The organism is Silvania confinis (assembly GCF_025564085.1).
Classification (GTDB): domain Bacteria; phylum Pseudomonadota; class Gammaproteobacteria; order Enterobacterales; family Enterobacteriaceae; genus Enterobacter; species Enterobacter confinis.
In genome coordinates, this window is sequence record NZ_JAMGZJ010000078.1 from 1,111,310 (window position 1) to 1,126,523 (window position 15,214).

Genomic DNA, 15,214 nt, shown 5'->3' on the forward strand with positions numbered 1-15,214 from the left:
TCCTTCACTTAAAGTTGATTCAGGGCTTTTTCCGCAAGCTGGGCGAAATACCGCGCGGCGGGTTCGATTAAGGCTTCATCCGGGTTAAAGGCCGGGTGATGCAGACCATACGGGCTGGCGCTGCCGATGCTGACGAAAGCACCAGGAATGTGTTGCAGGTAGACGGCAAAATCTTCTCCCCCCATATGCAGTTCGGCGTGGTGGGTTTCGTAACCGCTCTCGCGCGCCACCGAGGTGGCAAAGTCAGCCCATACCACATCGTTAACCAGCGCGGTCGGCCCGGCATACCAGGTGATGTCGATTTGCGCGGCAAAGGCGCTGGCAAACCCGGCGGCGATCTCAGACACCCGGGCTTTGACGTTTTGCTGCACCTCGGTGCGATGGGTACGCAGCGTGCCTTCCAGCTCGACGCTCTCCGGCAGCACGTTCCAGGTGTTGCCTCCGGTAATGCGCGTTACGCTCAGCACCACCGAATCCAGGGTATTCACGTTGCGGCTGGCAACGCTTTGCAGGGCGGTCACCAGCTGGCTGGCAAGCACAATGGCATCGTTACCTTCGTGTGGACGGGCGGCGTGCGCCCCTTTGCCGGTAATGCGGAAGATAAAGCGGTCGACGTTGGCGTAAAACGGCCCGCCGCGGGTGGCAAAGCTGCCCACCGGCAGGCCGGGTTCGTTGTGCATGCCGAAGATAGCGCTGACGTCACGCAGGGCTCCGGCGCGAACCAGGCTTTTAGCCCCGCCAAAGTTCTCTTCCGCTGGCTGAAACAGGATCCGCACCCGACCATTGAGCGAGGCTTCCCGCGCTTTCAGCTGTAAAGCGGCACCGAGGATCACGCTGGTGTGGATATCGTGTCCGCAGGCGTGCATCACCCCTGCGCGTTGTGAACTGAAAGGCACCCCGCTGCGCTCCTCAATTGGCAGGGCATCAATGTCGGCGCGCAGGGCGATGCGTTTGTCGCCCTCGCCAATCTCAGCCACCACGCCGGTATGCAGATCGTAAGGCAGCACGTTAATACCGGCATCGCCCAGCCACTGGCGCAGGCGCGCGGTGGTATCGACTTCTTCCCCGGAGAGTTCCGGGTGCTGGTGCAGTTCGCGACGCCAGGCGATCAGCTGTTGTCCAAAGCTCATACCGCCACCTTCCGGTGCTGGCGAGCCTCGGCCAGCAGACGCAGCGATTGCACCCGGGCAGCGCCATCCGCCACCGGCGTATCGATAATGAATTCGTCAATGCCCCACTGCTGATGCAGCGCGTCCAGCTTCTCCAGTACCGATTCGGCGGTGCCTGCCAGCAGCGACTGCGCGCGACGGGCAATGCGCAGCGGCTCGCTTCCGGCCTGGCGGGCAAAGGCATACGCCTGCTCTTCGCTGGCGACGGTGACCCGCTGGCCGTTGGCCAGCTCCACGCCCCACACTTCTACCGCCTCTGCCAACGCCTCGGCCTGCGCCTGGGTCGGGGCTACAATCGCCTGTACCGCAACAACCACCTCGCGGAAACTGTGCGCCCGCCAGGTGGTAATCACCTCGCGCAGCAGCTCAGGGTCGCCGTTAAGATGGGCAGCAAAGACAAAGTTCCAGTTGAGGCTGGCGGCGAGGCGCGCGCTCTCGGCGCTGGCTCCCAGCAAAAAGCCCTGGGCAGGCACTTGCGGCAGCGGCGTGGCACGAACCGCCTCTTCTTCTGCCAGCGCAGTCGGGTGTAACCAGCCGTCGAGCTGCGCCAGTTGGGTCGCAAAATCGCCTTTCTCCTGCTGATTCAGCCCCTGCTGTAACGCCCGGGTAGAGAGCGGCAGCCCGCCCGGCGCTTTACCTACGCCCAGGTCGACGCGACCCGGTGCAATCGCCGCCAGCAGGTTGAAGTTTTCGGCCACTTTATACGGGCTGTAATGCTGGAGCATCACGCCGCCGGAACCAACGCGGATGCGTTTGGTCTGCCCGAGGATCCAGGCAATCAGCAGCTCAGGCGACGGACTCGCCAGCTGCGGGGTGTTATGGTGTTCGGCAATCCAGAAGCGGTGATAACCGAGCGCCTCTGCCTGCTGCGCAAGGCTTAAGGTGCGCGCCAGCGCATCGGCGGCCGTTTCGTTTTCCGCGACAGGACTTTTATCCAGAATGCTGATTCGCCATGACATGTTGCAATCTCGTTTGACTAAACATGTCGCCATTATTAAGGGGCGATTTCACCTCTGAGAAACAATTAATTTACATTTGGTTTGCCGGATTTCAGATATACAACGCCAGCTTAGCGGGCGGTCTGTAAGCTGGCGATCAGCGCATCGGCCTGCTGGCGGGAGGTGATCCGCACGAAGCGGATGTGGGCGTAAGCGGGATTATCCATGTCGGCCTGGTAGCGAATACGGTTGCTGCGCCAGGTTTTGAGGGTCCAGATAAGGATCGATTCGCGGCTTAGAAACGAACGGCGAAAGCTTTCCCGATTGCCGGTGCCGGGCCATAGCTCCTGCTGGGTCCAGGCGCGTTGTATCGCCCGCGTCACCGCCTGGTGCAGCGTGCGGGCAAAACCATAATCCACCCACACCACCAGATCGATCTCGCGCCACTTAATCGCCCGGGTGCGGTTGTAGTTGCCATCCAGCACCCAGCCTGGGCTGGCGTCGAGCGCGGCCTCCAGCTTGCTGACGAACTCTTCATCCGGCGTGCCCTGCCAGTCAGGTTGCCAGTACAGGGTATCCATTTCGATACAGGGCAGCGCCAGCCTGGTGGCGATACGTCGGGCGAGCGTGCTTTTTCCGCTGCCGCTGGTGCCAATAATATTGATTTTCACACTGTCCTCGCGCAGAAAAGGGTCGAGCGTCATATTAACGTTTTAGCATTGTTAATGAAACGGCATTTCGAAAGCCTGGTTTACCCCACGGAGTCATTATTTACTTCATATTTACCTTAAGTCGACGCATTCCACCGCAGGCAATAATTAACCCGTGCGCTTTATTGCAATTCTATTACATTAGCGCCAATTAATAGATAAAAAATAGTTAAGTCAGGCGCTTTCCAATTCCTAAAATTACGTAGAGAATACGCCAGCCGTAATATTAAAGAATAACGATGACATCTTGCCTGACACTTTATCGGGCGGCTTTTCTATACTCAGACATCACCATGGAGTTACTCATGAAGCGTAACAACCACGTTACACAAAACGAGTATTTACTTAACGATGGTTCGACGCTAATGTCGACCACCGATACCCAGAGCCATATTACTTACGCTAACTCTACCTTTATTGTCGCCAGTGGTTATAAAGAAGAACATCTTATTGGTGAACCGCATAATGTCATCCGTCATCCTGATATGCCACCCGAGGCCTTTGGCGATATGTGGTTTACCCTGCAACAGGGCGAGAGCTGGACGGGGCTGGTGAAGAACCGCCGCCACAACGGGGATCACTACTGGGTGCGCGCCAACGTTACGCCGGTTTATCAGCAGGACACGCTGACCGGTTATATTTCGGTGCGTAATATTCCTACTCGCGCCGAGATCGACGCCAGCGAGCAGCTTTATCAGCGCGTGCAGAATAACGAATTAAAAGGTCATCGCTTTTATAAAGGGCTGCTGGTTCGCCGGGGGATATTATCTTTCCTGTCAATATTTAAACGACTCAGCACCACAAAGCGCGTTAATTATGCGCTGTTCGTCAGTGCGCTGTTGGCTTTGGCTATTCCCTTTTTACTCCCCGCAGCCGCAATACAAATGGCGGCCACGGCGGTGCTGTTTATTTTACTGGCGATGTATCTGAATGCCCAAATCAGTCGGCCAATAAAGTCGATTGTTAAACAGATGCAGCGCGTAGTATCGGGGCGTAAAACTGAGTATTACCATTTTGACCGCGTCGACGAAATTGGCTTAATGATGCGCCTGGTTAATCAGTCCGGGTTAAACCTCAACTCGCTGGTCGATGATGTCGGGGCACAAATCAGCGGTATCCGCGATATCAGCCAGCAGGTCGAAACCGAAGGCCGCGCGCTGCAGGCTCGCTCGGAAGAGACCTCGGGCGATCTGCAGCAAACCGCCGCCGCCGTGGAAGAGATTGCCAGCGCGGTCAAACAGACCGCCGAAACTGCCGGGGAAGCGATCCTGATGGCCGATCAAACCAGTGCCAGCGCGTATAACGGTGAAACCATCATGAAACAGACCATCGGCATGATGCAGTCGGTATCGAAGGATAACGGCCAGATTGTCGACATTATTGCGGTGATCGACCGTATCGCCTTCCAGACCAATATTCTGGCCCTCAATGCGGCCGTCGAAGCCGCACGCGCCGGGGAAGCGGGACGCGGCTTTGCGGTGGTGGCAGCCGAAGTGCGTAATCTGGCCCAGCATTCCGCCTCAGCTGCGAAGGAGATCGCCCAGCTTATCGAGAAAAACGTCTCCAGCGTCAATGCAGGGGTGAATATGGTAGAACAAACCGAAACCCACCTCACGGCAATGATTGGCAACGTATTGAATATGTCAGCGCTAATTAAAGAGATTGGCCACGCAACCCAGGAGCAAACCCAGGCCCTGAGCCTGATTAATGAGTCGATCTCGCGCATTGGGGTAATGACCCACAATAACACCGGAATGGTGGATAACGTCACCAGCGCGGCACATCACCTCACCCAGCGCACCACGCGCCTGCAGCAGGCGGTTTCGGTGTTTGGCGGGTGAAGAATATCGGGGCGAGTTTATTTCGCCCCGATTCCGTGTTGCCGATGCTGCTAGATCACTATTATTATCACGCCTTACTTTTCTTTATTACACTCACCAGTAATAAATCCTGAGCACCTGGCATTTTCAATAACACATCCATCAGAATGCAGACATTATCATTTTACGCATAAAAATTGATCGCCTAAACTCCTACGCGATGACATTCGCATACGCTTTAGCGCAGGTGTATTTTATTCCTGACAGTCCATTAAGGTTAATACCTGCTTGCCATAATCATCATCACTTTTTTTAGTTATTAAGTGAAGTGGTAAGCATTTGAAATCAGCCTTATAAACACTTTACCCAGGGAACTTGTCTGTCTACACCCGCATACTTATGGGAAGGTAACATGATCTACCGTGACACCTGGAAGACCGCTGCATCGGCTGAAACGGTTCCTGTTAACCTTCGATCACTCATCCCATGCTCAAATATGGCTAACCCGGCGAAAAGGTCATATCTTTTTAAAAGCGACGATCGCGCCGGGGGGACTGGATGAAAGCAGATAAAAAGACGTTAGCAGTCATGTTGCTCGCATGGGGTGCGCTCTACTATCTGCTGGGCTGGATCTCCTTATTCCTCGATGGCCCAGCGACGCGGTTGCCTTTTATCTGGCTGCCCGCAGGCGTAGCGGTTACCGCTTTTCTTGTCACCCAGCCAAAACAGTGGCCCGTGCTGTTTATCACCCTGCTGCTCGCCCGCCTGCTGCTGGGGGGGACGTTCCAGCATGTTCTGCACCTTTCTGTGATGCTGGGCCTGTTTTCGCTGGCCAGCAATCTGGCGATTGCCTGGAGCGTGCGTTATTTTTCGAGGGGTTACGATCGGCTGCACAAAATCGTCAACTGGCTGATCTCGACTCTGGTAATCAGTGCCCTGGGCGCACTGGCGGGCATTGGTTGGTTGTCGTATCTCGCGGGGAGTTCACAGATGCACTGGCTGTGGATCGCCTGGAGTGCCAACGTCACCAGCATCCTGTTTGTTACGCCGCCACTCATGGGGCTAATCACCGCTGACGAAAAAATCTCGCAGCAAAAGCCGATCCTCGGCCTGTGTTTATCGCTTGCCGTGCTGCTGGTGACCCTGCTCACCTTTAGCGGCGTACCGGACAGCCGCGACAATATCGCCCTGATTTACGCCCTCGCCTGCCTGCCGCTGGTAATGGTGGCGGGCACGACCATCGTCTGTGGCGATCGGTTGGGTTCACTGGCGTTTATCCTGTTCAGCACCGTGGTTATCTATGCGTCATGGCATGAGACGGGACCGTTTTATTTCGCCAGCCTGGCTCCGGAAGAGTCGATTATGCTGGCGCAATGCTATCTGTCCGCTGCCGCACTGCTGCTGGTATTTATTCGCGCCCAAAAAAAGCACGCAACGCGTACCGATCGCGGCACCTGGGATATCGCCTATTCCCTGGATCCTGAAAGCGGTCAACTGAACTGGAACCCGCACGCGCAATCTGCCCTCGCCGCCTCATTAGCCCTCATCACCCGTCGGGAAGCGCTGCTGGCGCAGCTACCCGATCCCAGGCAACAGACGCAGATGGCCGCCCGCTGGCAGGCGGTAGCGCAACACTTTCCCGTGGCCGAGACATTTCGCTTTACGCTGGCGATCGACGGTCATAAGCCTACACTGATGGCGGAACGTAATATGCTGATGATGGTGGACAAGGATCGCCCGGTGATTGTGGCGTTCTGGTCCGAAGAAAACGGCGGCTTGTTTCAGCCCACCACTGAGGAGGAAGGTTAACGATGCTGCAAATCGCCTTTTTACTCGCCGGCGCGGCGTTCGTGCGCAAAGCGGCACCGTTTTTTATGGTGGCTGGCGTGCTGTGGGGCGGGCTGGGCTTGTCGATCTTTATCGATGGTTTACAGGGTGGCCGACACTTCCCCCTGCACCTGTTCGGCATTTTTCTGCTGCTCGACAGCCTGGTATCGCTGGCGCTGGGCTCGGCAACCCGGGACACCCAGCGCGGGATTTTTTACTTCAAAGGTGGTCTGTTCCTGCTGATTGCCATTCTGATTTTATCGGGGCGCCATGACGGCACTCTGGCGATGGCGATCGTGCTCGGCATTGCCTATTTCATCATTGGTCTGTTCAGCATTGCCTCGGCGGTGGTGGTGCGCTTTGCGCACTGGCGGCGCGCCCTGCTGGCCGGGATTTTGCAGATCATCTTTGCCATTTTTCTGTTCTTACCCTTTCCGTCAGAACATGACGGCACCGTTTCGCAGTTTATTGGCATGGTCATGATCACCGGGGGTTCGCAGTCGGTGCTGCTTTCGCTGCGGATGCGGCAGATCCGCCACGGTCGTTCGGTGTTCGATATTCTGGCACCGCAGGGGTTATTCCCGCGCAAGCGCGAGGCGCTGCCGCAGGCCGTGGAGAGTCCGCCAGGCGAGCAGCTTACCGTTCATGTCTGGACCCCGGAAGGATCGGCCAAACAGCAGACGCTGCCGCGCCCGGTCATCAATCGCTATATCGCCGCCGTCGATGCCAACGGGGTGATTTCAACCGGCCATGCGGCGCTGGAATTCCCACCGGCTCTGTATATCAGCCTGTATCCGGCGGCGGAGATCGACCGTTCGCCCTCCGAGTTTTTTAACCTGCTTAAGGCGGTCGAAGCCAATACGGTGGCGGGGAAATATCAACCGAACTACCCGTATGAAGCGGGTATCTGGTGCGAATCCGATCGCAAAATCCACTTCTCGACCTTTAATGCCGCCTCGCTGACCCGCTTCTGGACGCAGTACCGCCAGAGCGAAACCTACAATTTGACCTGGCGCAACTGCTCCAGCAGCGTGGCATATGCCCTTGAAGCCGCGCTGGATGGCGCGTTAAAGGAGCGCTGTTCCCGGGGCGGGTTTGCGCGCCTGTTCTTTATACCGGAACTGTGGATCGCCGCACAGTTGCGCAAAAGAGCCACCAACATGGCGTGGACGCCCGGACTGGTGCTGGATTACACCCGGGCGCTGCATGCGGTTGTTCATCCGACGGATGTGTCGCTGATGTCGCTGATTAAAAAGAAACTCTTTACGGCTGCGGATACTGGTCGTCAGTAACTTTCTCCAGCCAGTCTACCGGGCTGCCGTTGACCGCTTCGGCCACGGCAATGTGGGTCATCGCCGTTTGTGCGCAGGCCCCGTGCCAGTGTTTGACACCCGGCGGGATCCACGCGATATCGCCCTGATTTAAGACCTCTGCCTCTTTGCCCCACTCCTGCAACCAGCCGCGGCCCTGTGTAACGATCAGGGTTTGTCCCAGCGGATGAGTATGCCATGCGGTACGTGCGCCCGGCTCAAAGGTAACGGTTGCCCCGCCCACTTTGGCAGGCTCGGTGGCCTGGAATGGCGCATCGATACGCACAGTGCCGGTAAACCAGGCCTCAGGACCACGGACAGACGGTAATGAACCACTACGGATAATTTTCATGCTGACTCCTCTTGTGCTGTGGCATTAACAGTAGCGCAAGACGCACCCGAACATTAGACTGCATAATCAGAAATGAACCATGAATACAATTCATATATTGGGAGTGGCGCAATGCTGAAAGACAATTTTAATGATCTGCTGTCGTTTATGGTTGTCGCCCGCGAGCGCAGCTTTACCCGCGCTGCCGCCCAGCTCGGGGTCTCTCAGTCAGCTCTCAGCCACGCCATGCGTAACCTCGAGGCGCGGCTGGATGTCCGCCTGCTGACGCGCACCACCCGTAGCGTGGCCCCAACCGAGGCGGGCGAGCAGCTGTTTATGCGCCTGAGCCCACATCTGCTGGAGATCGAGCAGGAGCTAACTGCCCTGCGCGACATGCGTGACACCCCAGCGGGCAATATCCGCATTACCGCCGGGGAACATGCAATGTCCGAGGTGCTGTGGCCGATTCTTAAACCCTTTATGGCGCAATACCCGGACATCAACGTCGAAGTGACGGTGGATAACGGCCTGACGGATATCGTTGACGGCCGCTTTGATGCGGGGGTGCGTTTGGGCGAGCAGGTGGCAAAAGACATGATTGCGGTGCGCATCGCCCCGGATATGCGAATGGCGGTGGTCGGTTCCCCGGCCTACTTCGCCCGCTATGGTGAGCCGCACATCCCTGAGCAACTGGCCAGTCACCGCTGCATCAATATGCGCCTGCCCACCCGCGGGGGATTGTATGCATGGGAGTTTGAGCAGGACGGCCACGAGCTGCGGGTGCGCGTTGAGGGGCAGTTAACCCTGAACAATCTGCCCCAGCGCCTTGATGCCGCCGAAGCCGGTCTGGGGCTCGCGTATGTTCCTGAAGATACGGTGCAGGAGGCTATCCGCGAGGGGCGGCTGGTGCGGGTGCTGGAAGACTGGTGCCCGGCGTTTGAAGGCTATCATCTTTACTACCCTAGCCGCCGTCAGCACACCACCGCCTTCGCCTTACTGGTCGAGGCCCTGCGCAATACCTCAGTGGCTTATCCGGCCTACAATGTGACAACGTCACGCCTGCCCTGATTTTTACTTCAATGTGCATCACTTTCAGCCCGTTATTTTTTGCGTCGTTTATTAATTGCGGGTAGGATGCTTCGCCATGTTTTGCCTTATCCATACGCAGAATGACTGGAAAGGCAGCATGTTTCCGCGCAGAAGCAATCGTTTGTATTGCCCCCTGCCGGGTTTGAACATCACGACATTGATAAAGACAGGTAAACAGGTAACGCAATGAAAACCAACAACAACAGCGCAGCTGAACATCAGGCTGCAAAACGTCGCTGGCTGAACGCCCACGAAGAGGGTTATCACAAAGCGATGGGCAACCGCCAGGTACAGATGATCGCCATCGGTGGTGCCATCGGTACCGGGCTGTTTTTAGGTGCAGGCGCACGTCTGCAAATGGCCGGCCCGGCCCTCGCCCTGGTCTATCTGGTGTGCGGGATCTTCTCCTTCTTTATTCTGCGTGCCCTTGGCGAGCTGGTGCTACACCGTCCGTCCAGCGGCAGCTTTGTCTCCTACGCCCGTGAGTTCCTCGGCGAAAAAGCCGCTTACGTGGCAGGCTGGATGTACTTCGTTAACTGGGCAATGACCGGGATCGTCGATATCACCGCCGTGGCGCTGTATATGCACTACTGGGGCGCGTTTGGCGATGTGCCGCAGTGGGTGTTTGCCCTTGGCGCGCTGGCGATTGTCGGCACCATGAACATGATCGGCGTAAAGTGGTTCGCCGAAATGGAGTTCTGGTTCGCGCTGGTAAAAGTGCTGGCGATCGTGACCTTCCTGGTGGTCGGCACCGTTTTCCTCGGCAGCGGTAAGCCGCTGGACGGCAACATGACTGGCTTCCACCTGATCACCGATAACGGCGGGTTCTTCCCGCACGGGCTGATGCCTGCACTGGTGCTGGTGCAGGGCGTGGTGTTTGCCTTTGCCTCGATTGAACTGGTGGGCACCGCCGCGGGCGAATGTAAGGATCCGCAGAACACCGTACCAAAAGCGATCAACAGCGTGATCTGGCGTATCGGTCTGTTCTATGTCGGTTCGGTGGTACTGCTGGTGCTGCTGCTGCCGTGGAATGCCTATCAGGCCGGGCAGAGTCCGTTTGTCACCTTCTTCTCGAAGCTGGGCGTGCCGTACGTGGGCAGCATCATGAACATCGTGGTACTGACCGCAGCGCTCTCGAGCCTGAACTCGGGCCTGTACTCGACTGGTCGTATCCTGCGTTCCATGTCGATGGGCGGTTCCGCGCCGAAGTTTATGTCGAAGATGAGCAAACAGCAGGTGCCGTATGCCGGTATCCTGGCGACGCTGGTCGTGTATGTGTTCGGCGTATTCCTGAACTATCTGGTGCCGTCGCAGGTATTTGAGATCGTTCTTAACGTCGCCGCGCTGGGCATTATCGCCTCCTGGGCCTTTATCGTGGTGTGCCAGATGCGTCTGCGCAAAGCGATCAAAGAAGGCCACGCGGCTGAAGTCAGCTTTAAAATGCCAGGCGCTCCGGTGACCTCATGGCTGACGCTGCTGTTCCTGTTCAGCGTGCTGGTGCTGATGGCGTTCGACTACCCGAACGGCACCTACACCATCGCCACTATTCCGCTGCTGGCGGTGCTGCTGGTTGCGGGTTGGTTTGGTGTGCGTAAGCGCGTACAGGAAATTCACAGCACCGCGCCGGTTCATCCGGACGATGAAAAGCGGGACGGCCCGCTGGTGGAAGAAACCTCAAGGTAAAAATAAAAACGGTCACCTCGGTGACCGTTTTTTTTGCCCGGCGGCGCTGCGCTTGCACGGGCCTACGGGTTCGACGTTCGTAGGCCGGGTAAGGCGAAGCCGCCACCCGGCAATGTCTGGCTTACAGCGCGATACGGATCACGTCGTCCGGCTGGGTTGCTTCCTGCTGGCGGGTCGACTTCTGCTTCACCGTCACGTACAGGGTTTTGCCATCTGCGGAGAGCGCCAGGCTGTTCGGGAAGGTTGGCGTATCAATGGTTTTGGTCACTTTATAGGTTTTAGCATCAATGATGCTCACCTTGCCCGCTTCGCGGTGGGTGACGTAGGCTTCGTTACGCGCCGGGTTGAACAGCACCGCCAGCGATTCTGGTGCCGCCACTTTGTCGATGACTTTGCCATCTTTCAGCGAGACAACCAGCACTTCTGGCTGTTTGGAATCGGTAACAAACGCACGCTGCCCCTCGATGTCGAGACTCAGGTTCAGGTAGAAGTGCTCTTTCCCGTCGTCCTGCAGTTTTTTGCGCTCGATAACCTTGTTGGTCGCCGTGTCGATAGTCAGCAGCTCGCCGTCACCGTTGGTGGTGTACAGGCGCTTCGCCTTCGCATCCAGCGCCAGGCCAGTGCTGAACGTGCCGGTGCCGGTAATGGTGGTTTTCAGCTTCAGGGTTTCGCCGTCCACTACCCAAATCACGCTCTCTTTACCGATGCCGGTAATGTAGACGCTGTTGGTGGTCTCATCCGCCACCAGCTCACGCGGCTGCAGCGGTTTCACGGTTTCGCTACGCTTGCGATCGTCGAGCACCAGACGGCCTTTCACGTCGCCGGATTTGGCGTCGATGGCGGTCACCGCGCTGTTCGTGGTGTTACCAAACCACAGGGTCTGGGTGCTGTTATTAATGGTGGCGCCAAAAGGCTTCAGATCGCTATGGATAGCCTGGGTCACTTCCAGCGTCAGCGGATCGAGACGGTATACCACCCCACCCTTGTCGGTTTTGCGGCTCGCCGTTGTCGCCACCCACAGCGCATTTTCCTGCTGGCTGACAGCCATTTCATACGCACCTTTACCGACGGCTTTACGCAGCATCTCTTCTGCGGCATGGACATTGAAAGCACCGGCAACCAGCAGAGAACCCAACAGCAGTGAGCCACGCAGACGCGGCGAGCACAGATGACGTAAATGCATAACAACTCCCTTTTACAATAAATGGTATCGCCGACATCGCTTCCTTCAGGCGAAGTCGTCGCTTCGCCTTGTTATTGATGCGAATAGTAATCATTATTTGTCATAATGTGGAGTAATTCTTGATCTCATCAGAACCCTTCGCCGCATTTATCTCCACTTTCGTTAACGCTATGTGCGGTTTTGGTTTTCAAAACATTTACAAAACATTTAACATACCCGCACATGTTCCATTTGGTTCGTCCTTTCCACAACCGGCCTTTATTAATGAAAATCTTTTCTGCCCGTATGGCAACGCTCCCTCTGCTCATGGTTCCCGTCGTGGTCCTCGCGGCCGACGAACAAACCATGATCGTCAGCGCGTCGCCACAAACTCTCTCCGAACTGGACACCCCTGCCGCGGTGAGCGTGGTGAACGGCGAGGATATGCGCCATGCCGCACCGCGCATTAACCTTTCCGAATCTCTCGGCAGTGTGCCCGGTCTGCAGATCCAGAACCGGCAGAACTACGCCCAGGATCTCCAGCTGTCGATGCGTGGGTTTGGCGCCCGCTCCACCTTTGGCGTGCGCGGTATTCGTCTTTATGTTGACGGTATCCCGGCCACCATGCCGGACGGCCAGGGGCAAACCTCAAATATCGATCTCAACAGCGTGGAGAGCGTCGAGGTGCTGCGCGGGCCGTTCTCTGCCCTGTACGGTAACGCCTCCGGTGGGGTGATTAATATGACCACCGAAACCGGACGCCAGCCGACCACGATCGAGGCCAGCAGCTATTACGGCAGCTACGGGAGCTGGCGCTACGGAATGAAAGCCACCGGGGCGATGGGCGATGGCACCCAGCCGGGCGACGTGGATTACACCGTCTCCACCACCCGCTTCATTACCCAGGGCTATCGCGACCACAGCGCGGCGCGTAAGAACCTCGCCAATGCCAAACTGGGCGTGCGCATCGATGACGTCAGCAAACTGAGCCTGATTTTCAACAGCGTCGACATCAAAGCTAACGATCCCGGCGGGCTGGATTATCAGGAGTGGCAGAACAATCCCCGCCAGTCGCCGCGCGGCGATCAGTACAACACCCGCAAAACCATCAAACAGACCCAGGCGGGCCTGCGCTATGAACGCCAGATGAGCGAGCAGGACGACCTGAGCGTAATGATGTACGCCGGTGAGCGCGAAATGACCCAGTACCAGTCGATTCCGTTCCAGCCACAGCTGCGTGACACCCACTCCGGCGGGGTGATCGACATGCAGCGTCATTATCAGGGCATCGACACCCGCTGGACGCACCGTGGCGAACTGCTGGTACCCGTCACCTTCACCGGTGGCCTGAACTACGAAAATATGAGCGAGGATCGTCGCGGCTACGAGAACTTCGTGATGAACAACGGGGTGCCGGACTATGGCGTGAAAGGGGCGAAACGCCGCGATGAACGCAACCTGATGTGGAACGTCGATCCCTACCTGCAAACCAGCTGGCAGCTGACGCAAAAGCTGACTTTGGATGCCGGCCTGCGCTACAGCTCGGTGTGGTTCGACTCTAACGACCACTACGTGCAGGGCAACAATGGCGATGACAGCGGCGACACCAGCTACCACAAATGGCTGCCTGCCAGCTCGCTGAAATACGCCGTCACCGACGCGTGGAACCTGTATGCTGCGGCGGGTCGCGGATTTGAAACGCCGACCATTAACGAGCTCTCCTACCGTTCCGGCAACCAGAGCGGGCTGAATTTCGGCCTGAAGCCGTCGACCAGCGACACCTGGGAAATCGGCAGCAAAACCCGGGTCGGCAACGGCCTGCTGACCGCCGCGCTGTTCCGCACCGATACCGACAATGAGATCGTCGTCGATGCCAGCTCTGGCGGGCGTACCAGCTATAAAAATGCCGGCAAAACCCGCCGTCAGGGCGTTGAGCTCTCCCTCGACCAGCAGTTTGCCGAAAACTGGAAGCTGAAAATGGCGTGGACTTATCTGGATGCGACCTACCGCACCAACGTCTGCGGCGATGGCAACTGCAACGGCAACCGGATGCCGGGCATTGCACGTAACATGGGCTACGCCTCCTTCGGCTGGCAGCCTGAAGAGGGCTGGTATGCGGGATCCGACGTGCGCTACATGAGCGACATTATGGCCGACGACGAAAACAGCGCCAAAGCCCCCTCTTACACCGTGGTTGGCCTGAATACCGGCTATAAACTGAATTACGGTAATTGGGGAATGGATCTGTTCGGGCGTATCGATAATTTGTTCGACAAGGAGTATGTGGGCTCGGTGATCGTTAACGAATCTAACGGACGTTATTACGAACCCGCGCCAGGGCGTAATTACGGCGTAGGCTTGTCGGTCTCATACCGTTTCGAATAATAAAATACCCGGCAGATTGTCGTCTGTCGGGTATTAATTCCCACGCCGAGGCTGGCGAAATAAACAGCACGTCGCGGCGAAGGTGACTTAACGTAAATATTGCTGGACCAGCAGGTTATTGGCTTTATCGACCATATCTGCTACGGCAGCACGGCTGCGCGCGATATCGCGATCTTCGAGCGCAGACAGCAGTTCATCATAGCGATAGGATTCGACGGGAAGTTCGATATCCCGATCGTAATAATAGCTAAAGCACGGGCCAATTCGCATCCACAGCTGTTCGATCAGCGCGCTGAGAGTCGGCATGTCGGCATACTGATACAGTTTAAAACGGAAAATTCGGTTAGTCTGCAGGGCACGGTCGGCTTCGCCGTTGCTCATCGCATCGTGGAAGTCTTCGCACAGTCTGCGCACTTCTGCCAGCTGGCTGTCGTTCATCTTCTCGCAAGCGCTGGCAACCGCCAGCATCTCCAGCTCACGGCGAATGGTATTCACCTCGTTGTAGCGTACCTGGGTGACTTCAGGAACCAGGAACGCTTGCGCCGGGGCAGCGTGCAGTGCGCCCGCAGAGACCAGCCGCAGCAGCGCCTCGCGAACCGGCGTAATACTGGTACCTAATTTATCGGCAATCTCTTTGGTGACTAGCCTTTCACCTGGACGCAGGGAGCCGGAAATTAACGCCCCTTTTAGCGCCACCTCCACCTGCGTGGTAAGACTCATTCTTTGAGCTTTTTCGATATTATCCAAATCAAGCATGGTTTATTCCTGTAAATAATGCCAAGACGCTTTT

At 57.0% G+C, this 15,214-nt stretch carries 12 protein-coding genes; 6 read left to right on the forward strand and 6 right to left on the reverse strand.

Annotation, left to right across the window (positions count from 1 at the left end; genetic code table 11):
- Positions 1–8 precede the first annotated feature (8 nt).
- The 3 genes from M8013_RS23295 to M8013_RS23305 form a co-directional block, all read right to left on the reverse strand.
- On the reverse strand, positions 9–1,130 hold the full coding sequence (locus M8013_RS23295; protein ID WP_271270110.1) for an amidohydrolase: 1,122 nt from the start codon (positions 1,128–1,130) through the stop codon (positions 9–11).
- The gene (locus tag M8013_RS23300) at positions 1,127–2,128 is read right to left on the reverse strand and encodes an MsnO8 family LLM class oxidoreductase (RefSeq protein WP_271270111.1); all 1,002 of its coding nucleotides are present in this window, start codon (positions 2,126–2,128) and stop codon (positions 1,127–1,129) included. Before M8013_RS23300 ends, M8013_RS23295 begins: the two co-directional genes overlap by 4 nt.
- 110 nt (positions 2,129–2,238) lie before the next feature.
- Complete coding sequence (locus tag M8013_RS23305) at positions 2,239–2,778, reverse strand: P-loop NTPase family protein (RefSeq protein ID WP_271270112.1); 540 nt, start codon at positions 2,776–2,778, stop codon at positions 2,239–2,241.
- A 344-nt stretch (positions 2,779–3,122) separates the two neighbouring features.
- On the opposite strand from M8013_RS23305, the gene M8013_RS23310 reads away from it, so the two are divergent.
- From M8013_RS23310 to M8013_RS23320, 3 genes are all read left to right on the forward strand, one after another.
- Positions 3,123–4,658: a methyl-accepting chemotaxis protein gene (locus M8013_RS23310; RefSeq protein WP_271270113.1), complete on the forward strand. Its 1,536-nt coding sequence runs from the start codon at positions 3,123–3,125 to the stop codon at positions 4,656–4,658.
- Positions 4,659–5,195: 537 nt separating this feature from the next.
- A complete protein-coding gene (locus M8013_RS23315) occupies positions 5,196–6,446 on the forward strand; it encodes an MASE1 domain-containing protein (protein ID WP_271270114.1) in 1,251 nt (416 codons plus the stop codon).
- Positions 6,447–6,448: 2 nt separating this feature from the next.
- A complete protein-coding gene (locus tag M8013_RS23320) occupies positions 6,449–7,756 on the forward strand; it encodes an MFS transporter (protein WP_271270115.1) in 1,308 nt (435 codons plus the stop codon).
- Here M8013_RS23320 and M8013_RS23325 read toward each other — a convergent pair.
- Positions 7,728–8,126, reverse strand: coding sequence for a (R)-mandelonitrile lyase (locus tag M8013_RS23325; protein ID WP_271270116.1), 399 nt, complete (start codon positions 8,124–8,126; stop codon positions 7,728–7,730). The two genes, M8013_RS23320 and M8013_RS23325, sit on opposite strands and share 29 nt — an antisense overlap.
- A gap of 111 nt (positions 8,127–8,237) precedes the next feature.
- Between M8013_RS23325 and M8013_RS23330 the strand changes: the two genes are divergently transcribed.
- Positions 8,238–9,173, forward strand: coding sequence for a LysR family transcriptional regulator (locus M8013_RS23330; RefSeq protein WP_271270117.1), 936 nt, complete (start codon positions 8,238–8,240; stop codon positions 9,171–9,173).
- A 207-nt stretch (positions 9,174–9,380) separates the two neighbouring features.
- Positions 9,381–10,877 carry an L-asparagine permease gene (gene ansP / locus M8013_RS23335; protein ID WP_271270118.1) on the forward strand — a complete coding sequence of 499 codons (1,497 nt, stop codon included), beginning with the start codon at positions 9,381–9,383 and terminating at the stop codon, positions 10,875–10,877.
- 121 nt (positions 10,878–10,998) lie between these two features.
- Here ansP and yncE read toward each other — a convergent pair whose 3' ends face one another.
- Positions 10,999–12,060 (reverse strand): 7-bladed beta-propeller protein YncE, encoded by a 1,062-nt coding sequence (yncE, locus tag M8013_RS23340; protein ID WP_271270119.1) that lies wholly within the window; start codon positions 12,058–12,060, stop codon positions 10,999–11,001.
- Between the two features lie 264 nt (positions 12,061–12,324).
- On the opposite strand from yncE, the gene pqqU reads away from it, so the two are divergent.
- Positions 12,325–14,424, forward strand: a complete 2,100-nt coding sequence (gene pqqU / locus M8013_RS23345) for a TonB-dependent receptor PqqU (RefSeq protein WP_271270120.1) — start codon at positions 12,325–12,327, stop codon at positions 14,422–14,424.
- Positions 14,425–14,511: 87 nt separating this feature from the next.
- On the opposite strand, the gene M8013_RS23350 is transcribed toward pqqU, so the two are convergent.
- Positions 14,512–15,180, reverse strand: a complete 669-nt coding sequence (locus M8013_RS23350; protein WP_271270121.1) for a GntR family transcriptional regulator — start codon at positions 15,178–15,180, stop codon at positions 14,512–14,514.
- Positions 15,181–15,214 lie beyond the last annotated feature (34 nt).

What these genes read in the sequence shown, in the direction of transcription:
- M8013_RS23295 (WP_271270110.1), bottom strand. Translation starts at nt 1,130, where the DNA reads ATGAGCTTTGGACAACAGCTGATCGCCTGGCGTCGCGAACTGCACCAG.
- M8013_RS23300 (WP_271270111.1), bottom strand. Translation starts at nt 2,128, where the DNA reads ATGTCATGGCGAATCAGCATTCTGGATAAAAGTCCTGTCGCGGAAAAC.
- M8013_RS23310 (WP_271270113.1), top strand. Translation starts at nt 3,123, where the DNA reads ATGAAGCGTAACAACCACGTTACACAAAACGAGTATTTACTTAACGAT.
- M8013_RS23315 (WP_271270114.1), top strand. Translation starts at nt 5,196, where the DNA reads ATGAAAGCAGATAAAAAGACGTTAGCAGTCATGTTGCTCGCATGGGGT.
- M8013_RS23320 (WP_271270115.1), top strand. Translation starts at nt 6,449, where the DNA reads ATGCTGCAAATCGCCTTTTTACTCGCCGGCGCGGCGTTCGTGCGCAAA.
- M8013_RS23325 (WP_271270116.1), bottom strand. Translation starts at nt 8,126, where the DNA reads ATGAAAATTATCCGTAGTGGTTCATTACCGTCTGTCCGTGGTCCTGAG.
- M8013_RS23330 (WP_271270117.1), top strand. Translation starts at nt 8,238, where the DNA reads ATGCTGAAAGACAATTTTAATGATCTGCTGTCGTTTATGGTTGTCGCC.
- ansP (WP_271270118.1), top strand. Translation starts at nt 9,381, where the DNA reads ATGAAAACCAACAACAACAGCGCAGCTGAACATCAGGCTGCAAAACGT.
- yncE (WP_271270119.1), bottom strand. Translation starts at nt 12,060, where the DNA reads ATGCATTTACGTCATCTGTGCTCGCCGCGTCTGCGTGGCTCACTGCTG.
- pqqU (WP_271270120.1), top strand. Translation starts at nt 12,325, where the DNA reads ATGAAAATCTTTTCTGCCCGTATGGCAACGCTCCCTCTGCTCATGGTT.
- M8013_RS23350 (WP_271270121.1), bottom strand. Translation starts at nt 15,180, where the DNA reads ATGCTTGATTTGGATAATATCGAAAAAGCTCAAAGAATGAGTCTTACC.